The organism is Sphingomonas sp. CCH21-G11 (genome assembly GCF_001555965.1).
Taxonomy (GTDB): Bacteria; Pseudomonadota; Alphaproteobacteria; order Sphingomonadales; family Sphingomonadaceae; genus Sphingomonas.
In genome coordinates, this window is sequence record NZ_LSHX01000053.1 from 45,724 (window position 1) to 62,086 (window position 16,363).

A 16,363-nucleotide genomic window follows, 5' to 3' on the forward strand; every position below is an offset into this window, starting at 1 on the left:
CCTAAATCCACGGGAGACGAAAATGGCAAAGCGTACAACCCCCACGTCAGGTGGATCGGAGATCATGGTCCCCAGTATGCCGGTGCTGGTAAAGCCGAAAATGCTGGCGGTCGTGCCCCCGGCTCCGGTTGCGGGCGCCGTCTACCGGGACAAGGACACGGTCCTGGTGACCGGGCAGCATTACCTGGCTCACGACATGTTGATCCCGGCGGACGAGATCTACTTCACCGACGGGTCGCCAGCGCGAAAGCAAGGCCCGTGGCTCGGCGAGGCTGACAAGGTTGCCTGGCGCGATCCGGCCACCGGTTATGAGTGCATCATGATGCGGGACACCCGGCTCGGGTTCCTCAGCGGTTATGTCGGGGTGCCCGTCGATCATCCGCTCTACGGCTTTGCCCATGACGCGGTGCCGCCCGAGCTTGGCATTCAGGTGCATGGCGGCCTCACTTATACGCAGAAGTGTGCCGATGGACCGTCACCTGAGCGACGCATCGTCCGCGAACGAGCGCGCATCTGCCATGTATCGCGGACATTGCCCTTGCGCGAGGGCGGGGACTACCGAGTTGAAGACGATCAGGCCTGGTGGTTCGGCTTCTCCTGCAACCACATCTTTGATCTGGCACCAAAAGATCAAGGTCGCGAACGACGCTTTCTCGGTGGTGAAACCCGCGCGATCTACCGCGACGACGCTTATGTCTGCACTGAGATCCTCAACCTTGCAGCCCAGCTGAAGGCGATCGCCGACGGAAAACCGCCGCCGCCAAGCCGCGGCGCGGCGCTTCCGTCCTTGGGTCTCGATCCGCATCAGGGAGGGCGCAAATGACGTTGGGTGGCCCCGAGGAACCCCTTCTGCCATGGGGATGGTGGCTTCGCGTCAATGGCGACGCGCTGGAAGCCCCTGATGGCCGGGAATACGGGAGCGTTCGCGAAGCCTTCTGGTGCGGGTTGCTCAAGTTTCCGACCGCGCTGATGGACGCGCACCTGGAGTTCCTGTTCCGCGTGCTGCTCGGCTTCACCCGCCATCGCGGCGCTGACGTCGAGCAGCACCACGATCTGTTTGCGTCAGATCCGCTTTACTGGCGCTTCTACATCTCCTGGCTGCAATCAATTGGCCTGCTGGAGAATGGCTCCGCGGTGTCGCGGTTCGGCCGCTCCGTGCTGTTGATGTTGCAGGCGACGCGGCATCCCGAGCCGGCTGAATTGCCGATGGTCGAGATCGTCGAGGCGGTCCGACGCGAAATGGCTGGTCCTGAGACGCAGCAGCTCGAACAGGCACTACAGGCTTTCGAGCGTCAGGCGGGGCAAATGCCGACGATCTTCGCGCGCGAGCAGGTCGGACGATCGCACCTCATTACGCTGACCATCATGGACACCGATTCGCAGATGTCGCTAAGGCGGGTTGTGTGGTCGATTGGTTTTGCTGATCGGCTGCTTCGGGATCGGCTGTTCGCCTGGCTGGCTGAGCGGGTCCACTGCTGGGAACGGTGGGGTGAACTCGCGTATGTGCAAGGTGCTGCGGCCCTTACAAATCGTCTGATCACAATGGCCTTGGCCGACAGTCGGGATTAGTACTTGGTCATGCGATGCTGCTCTGCACTGGCCGCCGGCAGTTTCAGTTTTAAGTTTGCGCGCACGCCAGCGAGCCGAGGTTGCTCTGTTGGCGATCTCAAAATTTTTCAGTCTGATCTCTGATATGTCGGGCAGGGCGAGCCGCTAAGCGCCCCAAAGCTAAGCCCCTTTCACCGCAATCATCGCGGCTTCAAACTGCATGCACCGAGGGTCTTGTTCGAGCGGCTAGCGCCGTGCTTCGACACGTGGGGATGCGCCACGCCTTCATTGCCGGCCGCTGTGCTTGCAGAGCAATTCCGGCCGCTCACCTGAAATTGCGCGAACAGGCTGGCGAAGAGACTGCAATCTTCCAACGCCCAGTAATGGTTAATTCGTCACCTGCCGGATGGGAAAATGCCAATGCCAACCGGAGCTAACAGTGGACCGGGACAGGTGGTGGGTCCGCCGGGATTCGAACCCGGGACCTCTCGATTAAAAGTCGCTTGCTCTACCGACTGAGCTACGGACCCGCACCAGCCGCGCACCTAGTGCCCGCGCGGTGCGGGGTCAACCTTGCGCGCACGCGCGCCGCGCGCGGTCAGTTGCCGGATCGTGCGCCCGCTGAGGGGATCACGCCAGTTGGCGGCGATGCGCGACAGCGGCGCGAGCACGAAGGTGCGCGCGCGAAACTCGCGATGCGGCACGATCAGCCCGGAATCCGCCCAGCAGCCGCCTGACCAGAGAATGATGTCGAGGTCGATAGAGCGCGCGGCCCAGCGCCGGCCGCGCCGCCGCCCGAAATCGCGCTCGATCGCCTTGAGCCGCGCGAGCAGCTCGGGTGGCGTTTCGGCCGTGGCGATGATCGCGGCGGTATTGGCGAAGCGTCGGCGCGATGGTCCGACCGGGGCGCTCGCGATCACCGGCGCGACCGCGGCGACGCCGCCGATCCGGTCGAGTGCGGCGCGGATCGTGCGCGCGGGCGAGCCGAAGCGGCTCCAGCGGTTCGATCCCAGCGCGATGACATAGCTTGTTGTCGCCATCGCCCCCGCCTATCGCAGCGCCATGTTCGCGCCCAGCCCAATTCCATCGACCGAACCGCCGCGCGATTGCCCGCGCTGTCCCCGACTGGTCGCGTTCCGCGACGCGCTGCGGGTGGAATATCCCGACTGGTGGAATGCGCCGGTCAATGCGTTTGGCGATGCGCAGGCGTGGCTGGCGATCATCGGACTGGCACCCGGCAAGCACGGCGCCAACCGCACCGGGCGGCCGTTCACCGGCGACCATGCCGGCGAGCTGCTGTTCGCGACGCTGGCCAAATTCGGCCTCGCGCACGGAACCTATGAAGCACGGCCCGATGACACGCTTCAGCTCGATGGCGCGATCATCATCAACGCGGTCAAGTGCCTGCCGCCCGAGAACAAACCGACGCCCGAGGAAATCCGCACCTGTCGCCCGTTCCTGGAGGGGCAGGCGGCAGTGCTGCCCAACGCCCGGGTGTTCGTCGCGCTCGGCCAGATCGCGCACCAGTCGGCGGTCAAGGTGCTGGGCGGGCGGTTGCCCAAGGCGCGCTTCGGTCATCTCGCCGAACACCGGATGCCGGACGGGCGCATCCTGATCGATAGCTATCATTGCAGCCGCTACAATCAGAACACCGGGCGGCTGACCGCGGAGATGTTCGAGGCGGTGTTCGCCCGCGCGATGGAGCTGCGCTGACTGGGCACGGTGCCCGAATTGCGTTAGGATGTATGCAGACGGACGGGAGCAGGCCGATGTTTTGGTTGCTTTTTCTTGCGAGCGTTGAAGTGGACGCCGAAGCCAGTTCGGTGCGTGATGCCGCCCCCGCCAAATGCGAGCGCCCCGCGATGGAGCACGCCCGGACGGGTGGCGCGACGACCGTCGAACCGCTCGTGCGCCAGCCGCTGGCCGTTGAGGAGAAGGCGGTCTGGCGGCGCGACGAACGCGGCTGCACCCAGCCGGTCGTCGTACGGCGCAACGTGGGTCAGTAACGGGTCAGTCCGCCGCTTCGTGCAGCGCGATCCGGTTGCCCTCGCTGTCCTCGATTTCGGCGACGAAGCCGAGATCGCCAATCGCCTTTCTGGGATAAAGCGTCTTCCCGCCGGCCTCGGCCGCGCGTTCGATCGTCCTGTCGATGCTGTCGACCGAAAAATACAGAATCGGCCCCGCTTTTGCCGGAATATAGACATCGCCCTTTACCAACGCACCGCTCGCTCCCGCGCCGTCGCGATCGACCGGAAAGAGCGCCATGTCATAGCCGTCGATGCGCTCGCGCGCGAGGACATGGCCGAACACCGCCTGATAAAATGCGACCGCGCGATCCAGATCGGTGACGGGGATCTCGAAATAGCCGACCGGGTTCACGGGCTGCCCCTCCTCCTTGGCGATAGCCGCGGGTGCCACGAGCAGGAACGCCGCAACGATCCAGGCACGCATCAGATGTCCTGCACCAGCCGCCCGTAAAGCTCGGGACGGCGATCGCGGAAAAAGCCGAATGCGGCACGGTGGCGGCGCACGCGGTCGAGGTCGAGCGTTGCGGTGATGACGCCTTCTTCCTCGCGGTTGAGTTCGGCCAATATGTCGCCGCGCTCGTCGGCGATGAAGCTGGTGCCGTAGAAGGTCTGGCCGTGCTCGATCCCGACGCGGTTGGCGGCGACCACCGGTACGACGTTCGACACCGCATGGCCGACCATTGCGCGCCGCCACAGCCGGGCGGTGTCCAGCCCCTCGTCATGCGGCTCGCTGCCGATGGCGGTCGGATAGAACAGAATTTCCGCGCCCATCAGCATCATCGCGCGCGCGGTTTCCGGATACCATTGGTCCCAGCAGATGCCGACGCCCAGTGTCGCGTCGCGCGCCGGGCCGTCCCACACCTTGAACCCGGTATTGCCGGGGCGGAAATAGAATTTCTCCTCATAGCCCGGCCCATCCGGGATGTGGCTCTTGCGATAGACGCCAGCGACGCGGCCGTCGGGGCCGATCATCGCCAGCGAGTTGTAATGATGCGGCCCGTCCTTCTCGAAAAAACTGGTCGGGATATGAACGCGCAATTCGGCGGCGAGCGCCTGCATTGCCCGCACCGCCGCGTGCTCACCGACCGGCATCGCGGTGGCGAACAGCCCCTCATCCTCGACGCGGCAGAAATATTCGCCCTCGAACAATTCGGGCGGCAGGATCACCTGCGCACCCCTGGCCGCGCCCTCGCGCACCAGCCGCGTGACGTTGGCGATATTGGCATCGATGTCCGGCCCGAAGGCGAGCTGGAGCGCGGCGACGGTGATGGTACTCATGGGCCGCGCTCATAGCCGCAATTGACGCCGCGAGTCAGCAGGCCGATTGCTTGGCCGGGTGAAAGCCGGACTGGAGCATGAGGGCATGGAGCACGCGTTCGAACGAGTGGCTCAGGGCGTGGCAAGCTGGGCCGGGCGGCCCGCCGCCTTCGTGCTGGCGCTGGCGACCATCCTGGTGTGGATCGTCAGCGGGCCGGTGTTCGGCTGGTCCGACACTTGGCAGCTGGTCATCAATACCGGCACCACCATCGTCACCTTCCTGATGGTGTTCCTGATCCAGAACGCCCAGAATCGCGACGCCAGCGCGATCCAGGCCAAGCTGGACGAGCTGATCCGCGCGACCCAGGCGGCGCGCAATGAGTTCATCGGCATCGAGCATCTGACCCAGCGCGAGCTGGAAGCGTTGCGCAGCGTACTCGAACGCGAGTTCGGCAGTGAATCACACCATCACGAAGCGATCGAGCGGCTGCTCGGGCGGCTCTAGGCCCGAGCTTGTCGAGCAATTTCGCCTAAAGCGGCGCCATATCGAAATGGATCGCGTCGAGCCGGCTGCCCAACCCCGCATAGAGCGCGATCGCCGGATCGTCGCCGACATCGGCCTGGACGAACACGGTCGAGGCACCGATTTCGCCCGCGATCCGCCGCACCTCGGCGATCAGCGCGGTGGCGACACCCTGGCGACGATGCACCTCCGCGACGGCGAGGTCGTAAATATAGATTTCACGGCGCGCCTGCTCGAACTTGGCGAGGACATAGGCAACCAGTCCGCCGACCACCGCGCCATCAGCCTCGGCGACCAGCGCGATCACGTCATCGCGGGCGAGCAGCGCGTCAAGCCAGTCGTCGGGCGGCGGCGCGGCGGCATAATGCTCGGCATCCTCGAATGCCTCGGCGAACAGCGCGTTGAGCCGCCGAACGCCGGTCACGTCGCCCGGGCCCAGGCGACGCACCGCGCTCACAGCTTCGGCACCTGCTGGCTGATGCAGTGAAAGCTGCCGCCGCCGGTCAGGATATGGTCGGCACGCAGTCCCAGCGCCTGGCGGCCCGGAAACAGCGCGCCGATTGCCTCCACCGCATGCGCGTCGTTGGGCTGGCCATATTGCGGCACGACCACGGCGGCATTGCCGATGTAGAAGTTCATGTAGCTCGCCGGAATGATCTCCTCCTCATGGTCGAGCACGCGGCCGGGGGAGGGGAGGCGGACGATCTCGATATCGGCAAAACCACGCGCGCGCTCGACCGCGGCCTGATAGACACGCCAATTGGGGTCGTTCTCGGTCGCATCCGGGATCGCCAGCACGCCGGGCGCCACGAAGCGCGCCAGATTGTCGACATGGCCGTCGGTATGGTCGTTGACCAGGCCGGCACCAAGCCACAGCACCCGGGTCAGCCCCAGCTCGTCCGCCAGCCGCGCCTCGATGGCCGCCTGGGACAGCTGCGGATTGCGATTGGCGTTGAGCAGGCACTGCTCGGTCGTGACCACGCGCCCGGTGCCGTCGAAATCAATCGCGCCGCCCTCCAGCACCCAGTCGTGCGCGATCACCGGCAGCCGGCGGCGGCGCGCCAGCCGCGCCCCGATATCCTCGTCGCCGGGCAGGTCGTATTTCCCGCCCCAGCCGTTGAAGCCGAAATCGTGCGCTCGCCCGTTGGCGCCGACGATCGGCCCGGTATCGCGCAGCCAGATGTCACCAAACGGTTCGACCACCACCGACGCCGCGTCGCCGGCATGCCGGACGGCGGCGTCGGCGGCCTCGTCATCGGCAGCGACGAGGATCACGCGCTCGCCCCGGCCATCGGCATGGACCGCCCGGGCAAAGGCGGCGACCTCGGCGCGCGCGGGCTCCAGGTCGTCCAGCCACAATTCGGGGTGGCTGGGAAAGCCGATCCAGACGGCGTCGTGCGGTGCCCATTCGGGCGGCGGGGCAATGGTCATGCACGCACGCTTTAGCGCGCGTTGCCGATTACGAAAAGCGGCCCCCGGCCAATCATGTAAAGCCACGGATTCGGATCAATTTGGTGTTCAGGGCCTTGCCTGCAGCACCGGGGCCGATAGCGTTTCCGACAGGTGCGGGGGCGATTCTGCAGCCCGATGTCAATGCGTTAGGGGTCGAAAGATGGGCGTGGGGAAGGCGAGGCGCGTTGTCGGCGGCGTGCTGACGGCATTGGCGACATTCGTGGTCGTGCAACCGGCGGCGGTGTCGCAGGACCGCGCCGCCGCGCAGCTGTCGGCCGCGGAGGCGGCGCCGCTGTTCGGCGCGCGCGAGGCGATCGAACAGATCAGCCTTTCTCCGGATGGCACGAAGCTGGCCTATCTGACGCCCGCCGGTGGACAGGCGTCTGCCATCATGATCGCAGACCTGGTCGCGGGCGGCGAGCCGAAGGCGATCATCCGCAGCACCGGCGATCCCGAGCGGCTGAGCGGCTGTCGGTGGGTCGGCAACGCCCGGCTGTTCTGCACGATGTTCGGGATCGTGCGCGTGGAGGGCGATGTCACCTACGCCACGCGCATGGTCGCGCTCGATACCGACGGTTCCGACGTCAAGTTGCTCAGCAACCGGCGGGGGTCGGGCGACCGGCTCGGCTACTCACTCTACGGCGGCAGCGTGATCGACTGGAATCCGGGCGAGGAGAACGCCGTACTGATGATCCGCGAATCGATCCCGGAATCGACGACGGGTACGCGGCTGGCGCAGACCGACGAGGGCCTGGGCGTCGACCTTGTCCGCACCGATACGCTTGTGTCAAAGGTCCGCGAACGCGCCGACCGTGACGCAAGTGAATTCATCACCGACGGGCGCGGCGTTGTGCGCGTCAAGGGTCGAAGGATCGTCGACAGCGCGTCCGGGTTACCCACCGGTGAAACGCGCTATTTCTACCGCACGATCGATTCGCGCGAGTGGAAACCGCTCAGCACCGTCACCGCCGACGGGAAGGGGTTTGATCCCCACGTCGTCGACCCCGACCTCAACGTCGCCTATGGCCTGAAGCGCCACGAAGGCCGGCTGGCGGCGTTCAGCGTCGCGCTGGACGGGTCGGGCGCGGAAAAGCTGCTGTTCGCCCACCCGCAAGTCGACGTCTCCGGCTTTACCCGTGTCGGGCGCCGCTCGCGTGTCATCGGCGTGCGGTACGTGACCGACGTGTCGCAGGTCCAGTATATCGATCCCGCGCTCGACAAACTTCACGCGTCGCTGACCAAGGCGTTGGGCAACCTGCCGCTGATCCGGTTTGTCGACAGCAGCGAGGATGAGCGCAAACTGCTGATCTGGGCAGGCAGCGATACCGATCCCGGCCGCTACTACCTGTTCAACCGGGACGCCCGCAAGCTCGAGGAATTGATGCTGGCGCGACCGATGCTGTCCAAGCTGCCGCTCGCGACCGTAAAGCCGGTCAGCTATCCGGCCGCCGACGGGACGATGATTCCGGGCTATCTGACGCTGCCGCCGGGCGGTGCGGCGCGCAACCTGCCGACGCTGGTGATGCCGCATGGCGGCCCTGGTTCGCGCGACGTCTGGGGCTTCGACTGGCTGGCGCAATATTTCGCGAGCCAGGGCTATGCCGTGCTTCAGCCCAATTTTCGCGGATCGACCGGCTATGGCGATGCCTGGTTTCAGCGGAACGGATTCCAGAATTGGGAAATCGCGATCGGTGATGTGACCGATGGCGGTCGCTGGTTGATTGCGCAGGGGATCGCGGATCCCAAGCGCCTGGCGATTTTCGGCTGGTCCTATGGCGGCTATGCGGCGCTGCAATCGGGCGTGGTCGCGCCCGACTTGTTCAAGGCGATCGTCGCCGTCGCGCCGGTCACCGATCTGGAACGGCTGAAGGAGGATCGCCGCGGCTGGAGCGACTACAGGATGGTGTCGCAATTTGTCGGCAGCGGGCCGCATATCGACGCGGGCTCGCCGGCGCGCCACGCCGACCGGATCAAGGTGCCCGTCCTCATGTTCCACGGCGATCTCGATCGCAACGTCGCGATTTCGCAGGCGCGATTGATGCAGTCGCGGCTGGAATCCGCCGGAGCTCGGTCGGAACTCGTCGTCTATGACGGGCTCGACCACTATCTCGACGACAGCAGCGCTCGCACGAAGATGCTCGCAAAGAGCGCCACGTTCCTCGAAGCCGCGTTCAAGCGCTAGGCACCGCGGCGCGCCGGGGGCGGGCGCGAATTACCGCGTGCGGCTCCGGTCGCGGATGGCGCGGAACTCGTCGCCCGCGACCCAGTTGGGCCAGGCGTCGGTCGTCGCCAGCGCGCGGCCGACATCGTAGTAGAGCTGGACGTCGCGCATCGCGCCGGTCCAGTCCCAGGCGGGATCGAACTCGTCCTTGGGGCCGTGATAACGGTTGGTTTCATAATCCTTGGCGGCCGCCTCTCCCGCCGCGACCCCGCCCTTCACGAGGTCGTCGCCGCCTTCAAAATACAGCATCGGCACGCCGTATTTTGCCAGGCTGAAATGGTCGGAGCGATAGTAGAAGCCTTTTTCGGGCGTGGGTTCGTTGGTCGCGACCCGGCCTTGTGCGGCGAGAGCACGGTCGAGATAGCCGTCGAGTTCGGACTTGCCCCGGCCGATTACCACGACGTTCTTCGCCGGCCCTGCCATCGACAGCGCGTCCATGTTGACGCCGCCCACCGTCTTGCCCAGCGGAAAGACCGGATTGGCGCCGTAATAGGCCGAACCGAGCAGCCCCGATTCCTCCGCCGTCACCGCAACGAAGGCCAGCGTTCGCGGGGCCGGGCCGGCCTTGGCATGTGCCTCGGCCAGCGCCACCAGCGCCGCGGTGCCGGTCGCATTGTCGACCGCGCCGTTGCAGATGTCATCGCCGTCGGGCGCCGCCTCGCAGCGCCCGAGATGATCCCAATGAGCCGAATGCAGCACGATCTCGTCGGGGCGCTGGCTGCCCGGCAGGATCGCGATGACGTTCTTCGACGCATGCTTGCGCACCGCATTGTCGAAGCTGACCGACGCCTTCGCGCCCTTCAGCGGCATCGCCCGGAACCCCTTGATCCCGGCCGCGCGCTCGGCCTCGGCAAAGTCCATCCCCGCGGCGGCGAACAGCGCTCTCGCCTGATCGAGCTGGATCCAGCCGATCGCCTTCGACTGGTCCATATGACCGTTTGCGGCGTCGGGCACCTGCTGCGCGCCCGTCCAGCTCGACTGGACGACGTTCCAGCCATAGGCGGCGGGTTCGGTCTGGTGGATGATGATCGCCGCGGCCGCGCCCTGGCGCGCCGCTTCCTCATATTTGTAGGTCCAGCGGCCATAATAGGTCATCGCGCGCCCGCCGAACAGGCCGTCGAGCGTCGGGGTGCGGTAATCGGGATCGTTGACCAGGATCAGCACCGTCTTGCCGCGCACGTCGACGCCGGCATAGTCGTTCCAGCCGCGTTCGGGCGCGTTGATGCCATAGCCGACGAACACGACGTCGGAATTGGCGACGTCGATGCGCGGCGTGACCTGATAGGTGCCGACGACCATTTCCGGGCCATAGGCCAGCGCCATCGTCTTGCCGCCGACGGTGAAGGTCAGCGGGCTGACATTCTTCGCCTGCAATTCGACCAGCGGCACGTCCTGCGTCCACTTGCCGTTGTTGCCAGGCTTCAGCCCCGCTTTCTGAAACTGCTCGATCAGATAGGCGATCGTCCTTTCCTCGCCCGCCGTGCCCGGCGCGCGCCCTTCGAACGCGTCGGACGACAGCGTGCGCGTCACTTCGCGCATCGTGTCGACCGACGGCGGGGCGGGGGTCTGGGCAAGCGCGGGAAGCGGCGCCGCGATGAGGGTCAAGGCGGCAAGCGGGCGGATCATCGGCAGGCACTCGTGTGACATGGCATCGTGCCGTGCTGTGCCAGCTTGCCGCCCCTTCTGCAATTGCGCGACCGCGAGGTCCCGGCGATAAACGGCACTGCGACAGGGACTTGCGAATTGTCGGGCTGCCCCGCAGGGTAGGATGGCTGCCGGGGCATCGCCTGCGCAGGACAAAGGACATGGGGTCGTCCGTTGCTTCGTTCATCCTTATTGCTGGGCACCGTGTTGGCTTGTGCGCCGACCGCGTCCTTTGCCCAAACCACGGCACAGACGCTGTCCCGGGAACAGGCGGCGAGCGCGTTCGGCGCACGCGAGCGCGTGCTCGACGCCAGCATCTCGCCCGATGGCACGCGGATCGCGCTGGTCTCGCCCGGGCCCGAGCAGTCGACGGTGGTCCAGGTCCTCGACCTGGCGACCAATGTCGCAACGCCGGTGAATTTCGCCGACGGCAAGCCGATGACGCTGGGTGGATGCGGCTGGGCGTCGGACAAGCGCCTGCTGTGCACGCTTTATGGCGTCGCCAATTATAACGGCCCGCTGCTCGGCTATCAGCGGCTGATTGCACTCGACGCGGACGGCAAGAATGTTCGTTCGCTGTCGGCGACCGAGCGAAATCAGCAATATATCCAGCAATCCGACGGCTATGTCATCGACTGGCGCGACGGCACGAGCAGCAAGGTGCTGCTTGCGCGTAATTATGTACCGACCAAGACCCGCCTCAACTCGATCGGTTCGCTCGCGCAAGGGCTGGGGGTCGACCTGCTCGATACGAACACAGGTAAGGTCGAGCATGTCGAAAGCGCCGATTCGACCGTATCGACCTATCTGAGCGACGGAACGGGTGCGGTTCGGATCATGGGGAATGATCCGTCGCTCAAGCTCAACTTCGAATCGAAGGGCAAGCGCGCCTTTTTCTATCGCCGCCCGGGAAGCAAGCAGTGGGAGCCGTTCTCGACCTATGATTCGTCGACCGACGAAGGGCTCTATCCCATTGCCGTCGATGGCAAGGCCAACGTCGCCTATGCGTTGAAAAAGCTCGATGGCCGCGAGGCGCTTTACCGCGTCGCGCTCGACGGGTCGATGAAGACCGAGGTCGCCTTCGCGCATCCCAAGGTGGATGTCAGCGGCATTGTTCGGGTCGGTCGTCAGGGTCGTATCGTCGGCGCGCAGTACACGCTCGATCGGACCGAAACCCATTTCTTCGACGCGGAATATGCGGACCTGGCGGCGAAGCTGGCGCGGGCACTGCCGCGGACACCGCTGATCCGGATCGTCGATTCAAGCGCGGACGAACGCAAGCACCTGGTCTTTGCAGCGAGCGACACCGATCCCGGCCGTTTCTTCTTCTTCGATCAGGACAAGCGTCAGCTGTTTCAGATCGCCGACGAACGGCCGCAGCTCGCCGACGTCGCGATCAGCGAGCAGAAGTCGATCGTCTATCCCGCCGCCGACGGCACGCAGGTGCCGGGTTATCTGACGCTTCCGGTGGGCGTGCCGGCAAAGAACCTGCCGGCCATCGTGCTGCCCCATGGCGGCCCCGCGGCCCGCGACGAATGGGGCTTTGACTGGCTCGCCCAGTTCTTCGTCAACCGTGGCTATGCGGTGCTTCAGCCGAACTATCGCGGATCGTCCGGCTATGGCGAAGGCTGGTTCCAGGAGAACGGCTTCCGATCGTGGAAGGTCGCGATCGGCGACGTCAACGACGCCGGCCGCTGGCTGGTGAAGCAGGGGATTGCCGATCCCGCCCGGCTGGCGATCGTCGGCTGGTCCTATGGCGGTTATGCGGCGCTTCAGTCGAATGTGCTGGCGCCCGACCTGTTCAAGGCGGTGGTCGCCATTGCGCCCGTGACCGATCTCGAAATGCTGCGGTCTGAGCAGACCGGCTTCGTCAACACTCGCCTGCTTCAGGACTATATCGGCGAAGGGCCGCAGCTCCAGGAAGGTTCGCCGACGCGCTTCGCGGCCGCATTCAAGGCGCCGGTGCTGCTGTTCCACGGCGACAAGGACATTAACGTGCGCGTGGACGAGGCACGCGCGATGGAAAGGGCGCTGAAGCGGGCGGGCAAGCCGGTGGAGCTGGTGGTTTATCCCGACGTCGCGCACCAGCTGGCGGATTCCGCGGTTCGCATCGACATGCTCAGCCGCGCCGACGCGTTCCTCGAGCGCACCTTGAAGAAGTGATCGCGGGGTCCGCGGCGCCGGATATGCGCCGTGGACCGATCATCCTTCCGACCTTGGGTGTCGGGGCTGGGGCGGGCGGAAATTCGCGCGCCGCCAGGGCGCGTGGTCGCGTTCCCATCCACTGGTCTCGGCGAAATCGAGATAGCCGAAACAGGTTGCGATCAGCCGGTCGTCGGGATCGACGACGGCGGTTCGGCCGTGCATGAAGCGGGTGTTGTCAATCATCAGCAGGTCCCCGGCCTGCCACGCCAACGCGACGCTCAATCGCTGACCGACGACGCGGATCTGGTCGAGCCAGGGGGCCGGAAAGGTGCTGCCGTCGTCCAGAACCGGGTAGCGATCGAGCCCCAGATAATCGTGCGCGAACAGCAGGAAATTGCCGAAAGCGAGCGCAGGCGTGAACATGGGGACGTGCAGAACAGGCCGGACGAAAATCCGCAGGATGCCCTGTGGCGTCCGCCGGAACTGATAGGGGACATGCGGCGGCGGCGACCGAAGCTGGTCGTCGCGGGGGTCGGCGGTGCCTAGCCAGAACTCCAAGGTTTCCGGTGTTGCAGGTCGAATGTAGAGCAGCCGTCGCCGCGCAAGCTCGGCAACCAGCGATGCGGGCAGTGCATCGACGATCGCGGTTCCGTCGCAGATCGTGGTCTGACCCTGCGCCCGCGGCGGCGTCAGGCAATGGAAAAAACAGACATCGGGCTTCCACGGCTCACGCGCCAATTCCGGATGCAGGGGGAAGGGGGCCTGCCCCCCGTTCACCGTCTGGATATTCTCCCCCGGCTCGAGCAGCCTGCGATCGGGACTTTCGTTGAAAACCGAGGTTGCGATGAACTGGCCGGTGAAGCGTCGGAATGCGTCCAGATCGGCCGCGAAACCGCGTAACAGGATCGCGCCATGCGCGCGGTAGGCGCTCCGCACCATTTCCGGCGAGACCTCGAGAATCGACCCTTCATCCGACCGTTCGATCAACGCCCATGGTTTGCCCTTTCCGGGCGGGCTGAGTTTCGCCACACTATTCTCCGCGCTCTGTCCATATCTTAGCCGCGTCCGCGGCGCCGTTGAAAGCATGCCTCGATGTCGACCGATTCTGCGGGCCCGTTGCGGGCGATGCTGGCCTCTCCCGACCATTATCCGCAGGCGATCGATGCCGACGAGATGGTGTTCGCGCCGATGACGCGCGACACGTACCGCCGGTCGATCTTTCTGGATCAGCGGATCGTGACGGCCTCACCCCGCCAGGCGCGGGTGAAGCTCGACGCAGTGATCGATCACTCGCCTCCGGCCGCGGGGGTGTGCTGGATCTTTCATATCGCGCATTGCGGGTCGACCCTGCTGGCTCGCGCGCTCGATGTCGACCACGGCCCGCTGGTTCTGCGCGAACCCTTTGCACTGCGCCAGGTGGCAGCGGCATCGGCCCAGAGCGCCGCCGCCATGGCGCAATTTGCGCCGCTAAGGCGTTCGGTCCTGGGTCTGGTGTCCCGTCGCCACCCGCACGATCACGCGACGATCATCAAGGCGAATGTTCCGGTCAACTTCGTGATCGACGATCTGATGCGCGTGCCGGACAGCCGCGCGATCCTGCTCTACTTCCCACTCGACGCCTATCTCGCCGCCGTCCTGCGCAGCGAAGGGCACCGGCAATGGGTCGGCCGCATCACCGCCGAACTGGCCGCGCCGATCGCGGCGCTCGCAGGTCCGCTCGATCGGCTGGATATCGTCGGCCGCGCCGCGATGCTGTGGCTGGCTCAGCTGCGTGTCTTTGCCGATGTGCTCGTGCGTCACCCCGCGACACTGTCGCTCGACGCGCAGCACTTCTTCGCTGCGCCGGCACCTTGCCTGACGATGATCGCCGAGCATTTCGGCATCGATCCGGGAAAGGGCTTTCCGGAGACGGTCGTAAACGGTCCGCTATTCTCGACTTATTCCAAGAAGGAGGGCGTCGCCTTCGACAATGCGATGCGCATCGATCGCGAAGCGCAGGTCAGGTCGGCAATCGCGACCGAAATTGCGCGCGCGCACGAGATCGTGGCGGGACGGCTTGCGCAATTTCCGCTGCCGTCTGCGCTGCCCCGCCCGGTCGGCGGCAATGCACCCGCGCTGCTTTGACTGCAGTTTGCCAGAACGAAAACGGATCAGTGCATGAAAAAAGGGGGCGCCCGGCCGGGCACCCCCTTCTTGTCGGTCTGGATCGGATCCGATCAGCGCGAATAGAATTCGACGACCAGATTGGGTTCCATCTTCACCGGATAGGGCACTTCATCGAGCGTCGGCACGCGGGTGAAGGTGACCTTTGCCGTGCCGTCCGGCGCGACATAGTCGGGGATGTCGCGCTCGGCCAGGCTCTGCGCTTCCATGACCAGCGCCATTTCCTTGGCCTTGTCGCTCAGCGTGATTTCCTCGCCCGGCTTCACCCGGCGCGACGCGATGTTGCACTTGACGCCATTGACGCGGACATGGCCGTGGCTGACCAGCTGGCGCGCGGCGAAGATCGTCGGCGCGAACTTGGCGCGATAGACGATCATGTCGAGCCGCTGCTCGAGAATGCCGATCAGGTTCTGGCTGGTGTCGCCCTTCATGCGCGACGCTTCTTCATAGGCGCGCTTGAACTGCTTTTCGGTCACGTCGCCATAATAGCCCTTCAGCTTCTGCTTCGCGCGCAGCTGGATGCCGAAGTCCGACATCTTGCCCTTGCGGCGCTGGCCGTGCTGGCCGGGGCCATATTCACGCTTGTTGACCGGGCTCTTCGGGCGACCCCAGATGTTTTCGCCCATCCGGCGGTCGAGCTTGTACTTGGCGCTGGAACGCTTCGACATGATAAATCCTCAATTCAATTGCCAACGACGTTGACCGGGGCAGGCACGAATGATTGCCCTGATCGCGATCCCGGTCATCGCCTGACGCCGATCAAGCCGAGGATCGGATCGATCGAGCAGGGCCGCCGCTTCACCGGGGTGCGGGGCCAATTGCGAAGGTGGGGCGGTTAGCGGGGGTGCGCCACCGAGTCAAGCCGAACGCCGACGCTGGACAGCGCGCACGCCGGGCGGCATGGGCGGCGACCATGACCGATATTCTCGACCCGGCCGATTGCACGACGATGGCGCAGGTGCGCGCCGGCGTCGATCAGGTCGACCGCGACCTCATTGCGCTGCTCGCCCGCCGGTTCGGCTATATGGACGCCGCCGCACGCATCAAGCCCGACCGCGCGCTGGTGCGCGACGAAGCGCGCAAGGCCGAAGTCATCGCTAACGCGCGGGCGAGCGCGGCGGCGGCCGGCATCCCGGAGGCTGCCGTGGCGGAGTTGTGGGAGCGGCTGGTCGAAGCGTCGATCGCCTATGAGTTCCAGGCGTTCGATCGGCGGTGAGGTTGCTCTGCGTCCTTCGATACGCGCCTCCGCCAGGCTCAGTCGCTACTCAGGATGAGCGGTTCGGGTGGGAACAAGCACCACTATTCTTCAACCGCTCATCCTGAGTAGCCGCTGAGCTTGTCGAAGCCTGTCCTGAGCGCCTGCCTTGGCAGGCAGTCGAAGGG

The 16,363-nt window shown here is 65.6% G+C and carries 17 protein-coding genes and 1 tRNA gene; 9 read left to right on the plus strand and 9 right to left on the minus strand.

Annotated features, from left to right (window positions below; translation table 11 throughout):
- The first annotated feature begins 22 nt into the window (after positions 1–22).
- Both AX676_RS14540 and AX676_RS14545 read left to right on the plus strand, forming a co-directional pair.
- Positions 23–823 carry a hypothetical protein gene (locus AX676_RS14540; RefSeq protein ID WP_066483756.1) on the plus strand — a complete coding sequence of 267 codons (801 nt, stop codon included), beginning with the start codon at positions 23–25 and terminating at the stop codon, positions 821–823.
- Positions 820–1,569, plus strand: coding sequence for a hypothetical protein (locus AX676_RS14545; protein ID WP_066483754.1), 750 nt, complete (start codon positions 820–822; stop codon positions 1,567–1,569). Before AX676_RS14540 ends, AX676_RS14545 begins: the two co-directional genes overlap by 4 nt.
- Before the next feature lie 433 nt (positions 1,570–2,002).
- On the opposite strand, the gene AX676_RS14550 is transcribed toward AX676_RS14545, so the two are convergent.
- Both AX676_RS14550 and folK read right to left on the minus strand, forming a co-directional pair.
- Positions 2,003–2,078: transfer RNA gene (locus AX676_RS14550), tRNA-Lys, on the minus strand.
- 15 nt (positions 2,079–2,093) lie between these two features.
- Positions 2,094–2,588 carry a 2-amino-4-hydroxy-6-hydroxymethyldihydropteridine diphosphokinase gene (gene folK / locus AX676_RS14555; RefSeq protein WP_066483752.1) on the minus strand — a complete coding sequence of 165 codons (495 nt, stop codon included), beginning with the start codon at positions 2,586–2,588 and terminating at the stop codon, positions 2,094–2,096.
- 22 nt (positions 2,589–2,610) lie between these two features.
- On the opposite strand from folK, the gene AX676_RS14560 reads away from it, so the two are divergent.
- Positions 2,611–3,261 carry a uracil-DNA glycosylase gene (locus AX676_RS14560; protein ID WP_066483750.1) on the plus strand — a complete coding sequence of 217 codons (651 nt, stop codon included), beginning with the start codon at positions 2,611–2,613 and terminating at the stop codon, positions 3,259–3,261.
- 56 nt (positions 3,262–3,317) lie between these two features.
- On the plus strand, positions 3,318–3,554 hold the full coding sequence (locus AX676_RS14565) for a hypothetical protein (protein ID WP_066483749.1): 237 nt from the start codon (positions 3,318–3,320) through the stop codon (positions 3,552–3,554).
- 4 nt (positions 3,555–3,558) lie between these two features.
- On the opposite strand, the gene AX676_RS14570 is transcribed toward AX676_RS14565, so the two are convergent.
- Entirely contained in the window at positions 3,559–3,999 is a 441-nt protein-coding gene (locus AX676_RS14570) for a VOC family protein (protein WP_156437871.1), read from the minus strand.
- Positions 3,999–4,853, minus strand: a complete 855-nt coding sequence (gene aguB, locus AX676_RS14575; protein ID WP_066483748.1) for an N-carbamoylputrescine amidase — start codon at positions 4,851–4,853, stop codon at positions 3,999–4,001. Before aguB ends, AX676_RS14570 begins: the two co-directional genes overlap by 1 nt.
- A gap of 85 nt (positions 4,854–4,938) precedes the next feature.
- On the opposite strand from aguB, the gene AX676_RS14580 reads away from it, so the two are divergent.
- Positions 4,939–5,337, plus strand: a complete 399-nt coding sequence (locus tag AX676_RS14580) for a low affinity iron permease family protein (RefSeq protein ID WP_066483775.1) — start codon at positions 4,939–4,941, stop codon at positions 5,335–5,337.
- A 25-nt stretch (positions 5,338–5,362) separates the two neighbouring features.
- Here the strand turns inward: AX676_RS14580 and AX676_RS14585 are convergent, their stop codons facing one another.
- On the minus strand, positions 5,363–5,803 hold the full coding sequence (locus AX676_RS14585) for an AAC(3)-I family aminoglycoside N-acetyltransferase (RefSeq protein WP_269450173.1): 441 nt from the start codon (positions 5,801–5,803) through the stop codon (positions 5,363–5,365).
- A 5-nt stretch (positions 5,804–5,808) separates the two neighbouring features.
- Positions 5,809–6,786 carry an agmatine deiminase family protein gene (locus AX676_RS14590; RefSeq protein ID WP_066483745.1) on the minus strand — a complete coding sequence of 326 codons (978 nt, stop codon included), beginning with the start codon at positions 6,784–6,786 and terminating at the stop codon, positions 5,809–5,811.
- 181 nt (positions 6,787–6,967) lie between these two features.
- Between AX676_RS14590 and AX676_RS14595 the strand changes: the two genes are divergently transcribed.
- A complete protein-coding gene (locus AX676_RS14595; RefSeq protein WP_082731168.1) occupies positions 6,968–8,989 on the plus strand; it encodes a S9 family peptidase in 2,022 nt (673 codons plus the stop codon).
- Positions 8,990–9,019: 30 nt separating this feature from the next.
- On the opposite strand, the gene AX676_RS14600 is transcribed toward AX676_RS14595, so the two are convergent.
- Entirely contained in the window at positions 9,020–10,675 is a 1,656-nt protein-coding gene (locus tag AX676_RS14600; protein ID WP_443026110.1) for a M28 family peptidase, read from the minus strand.
- A 201-nt stretch (positions 10,676–10,876) separates the two neighbouring features.
- On the opposite strand from AX676_RS14600, the gene AX676_RS14605 reads away from it, so the two are divergent.
- Positions 10,877–12,835 carry an alpha/beta hydrolase family protein gene (locus AX676_RS14605; protein ID WP_231726063.1) on the plus strand — a complete coding sequence of 653 codons (1,959 nt, stop codon included), beginning with the start codon at positions 10,877–10,879 and terminating at the stop codon, positions 12,833–12,835.
- Between the two features lie 39 nt (positions 12,836–12,874).
- On the opposite strand, the gene AX676_RS14610 is transcribed toward AX676_RS14605, so the two are convergent.
- Positions 12,875–13,846, minus strand: coding sequence for a TauD/TfdA family dioxygenase (locus tag AX676_RS14610; protein ID WP_197417094.1), 972 nt, complete (start codon positions 13,844–13,846; stop codon positions 12,875–12,877).
- 63 nt (positions 13,847–13,909) lie between these two features.
- Between AX676_RS14610 and AX676_RS14615 the strand changes: the two genes are divergently transcribed.
- Positions 13,910–14,941 (plus strand): hypothetical protein, encoded by a 1,032-nt coding sequence (locus AX676_RS14615; protein ID WP_066644458.1) that lies wholly within the window; start codon positions 13,910–13,912, stop codon positions 14,939–14,941.
- Between the two features lie 92 nt (positions 14,942–15,033).
- On the opposite strand, the gene rpsD is transcribed toward AX676_RS14615, so the two are convergent.
- Positions 15,034–15,648: a 30S ribosomal protein S4 gene (rpsD, locus tag AX676_RS14620; RefSeq protein ID WP_066483737.1), complete on the minus strand. Its 615-nt coding sequence runs from the start codon at positions 15,646–15,648 to the stop codon at positions 15,034–15,036.
- A gap of 245 nt (positions 15,649–15,893) precedes the next feature.
- On the opposite strand from rpsD, the gene AX676_RS14625 reads away from it, so the two are divergent.
- Positions 15,894–16,196 (plus strand): chorismate mutase, encoded by a 303-nt coding sequence (locus AX676_RS14625; RefSeq protein ID WP_066483736.1) that lies wholly within the window; start codon positions 15,894–15,896, stop codon positions 16,194–16,196.
- Positions 16,197–16,363 lie beyond the last annotated feature (167 nt).

What these genes read in the sequence shown, in the direction of transcription:
- AX676_RS14540 (WP_066483756.1), top strand. Translation starts at nt 23, where the DNA reads ATGGCAAAGCGTACAACCCCCACGTCAGGTGGATCGGAGATCATGGTC.
- AX676_RS14545 (WP_066483754.1), top strand. Translation starts at nt 820, where the DNA reads ATGACGTTGGGTGGCCCCGAGGAACCCCTTCTGCCATGGGGATGGTGG.
- folK (WP_066483752.1), bottom strand. Translation starts at nt 2,588, where the DNA reads ATGGCGACAACAAGCTATGTCATCGCGCTGGGATCGAACCGCTGGAGC.
- AX676_RS14560 (WP_066483750.1), top strand. Translation starts at nt 2,611, where the DNA reads ATGTTCGCGCCCAGCCCAATTCCATCGACCGAACCGCCGCGCGATTGC.
- AX676_RS14565 (WP_066483749.1), top strand. Translation starts at nt 3,318, where the DNA reads ATGTTTTGGTTGCTTTTTCTTGCGAGCGTTGAAGTGGACGCCGAAGCC.
- AX676_RS14570 (WP_156437871.1), bottom strand. Translation starts at nt 3,999, where the DNA reads ATGCGTGCCTGGATCGTTGCGGCGTTCCTGCTCGTGGCACCCGCGGCT.
- aguB (WP_066483748.1), bottom strand. Translation starts at nt 4,853, where the DNA reads ATGAGTACCATCACCGTCGCCGCGCTCCAGCTCGCCTTCGGGCCGGAC.
- AX676_RS14580 (WP_066483775.1), top strand. Translation starts at nt 4,939, where the DNA reads ATGGAGCACGCGTTCGAACGAGTGGCTCAGGGCGTGGCAAGCTGGGCC.
- AX676_RS14590 (WP_066483745.1), bottom strand. Translation starts at nt 6,786, where the DNA reads ATGACCATTGCCCCGCCGCCCGAATGGGCACCGCACGACGCCGTCTGG.
- AX676_RS14595 (WP_082731168.1), top strand. Translation starts at nt 6,968, where the DNA reads ATGGGCGTGGGGAAGGCGAGGCGCGTTGTCGGCGGCGTGCTGACGGCA.
- AX676_RS14600 (WP_443026110.1), bottom strand. Translation starts at nt 10,675, where the DNA reads ATGTCACACGAGTGCCTGCCGATGATCCGCCCGCTTGCCGCCTTGACC.
- AX676_RS14615 (WP_066644458.1), top strand. Translation starts at nt 13,910, where the DNA reads ATGTCGACCGATTCTGCGGGCCCGTTGCGGGCGATGCTGGCCTCTCCC.
- rpsD (WP_066483737.1), bottom strand. Translation starts at nt 15,648, where the DNA reads ATGTCGAAGCGTTCCAGCGCCAAGTACAAGCTCGACCGCCGGATGGGC.
- AX676_RS14625 (WP_066483736.1), top strand. Translation starts at nt 15,894, where the DNA reads ATGACCGATATTCTCGACCCGGCCGATTGCACGACGATGGCGCAGGTG.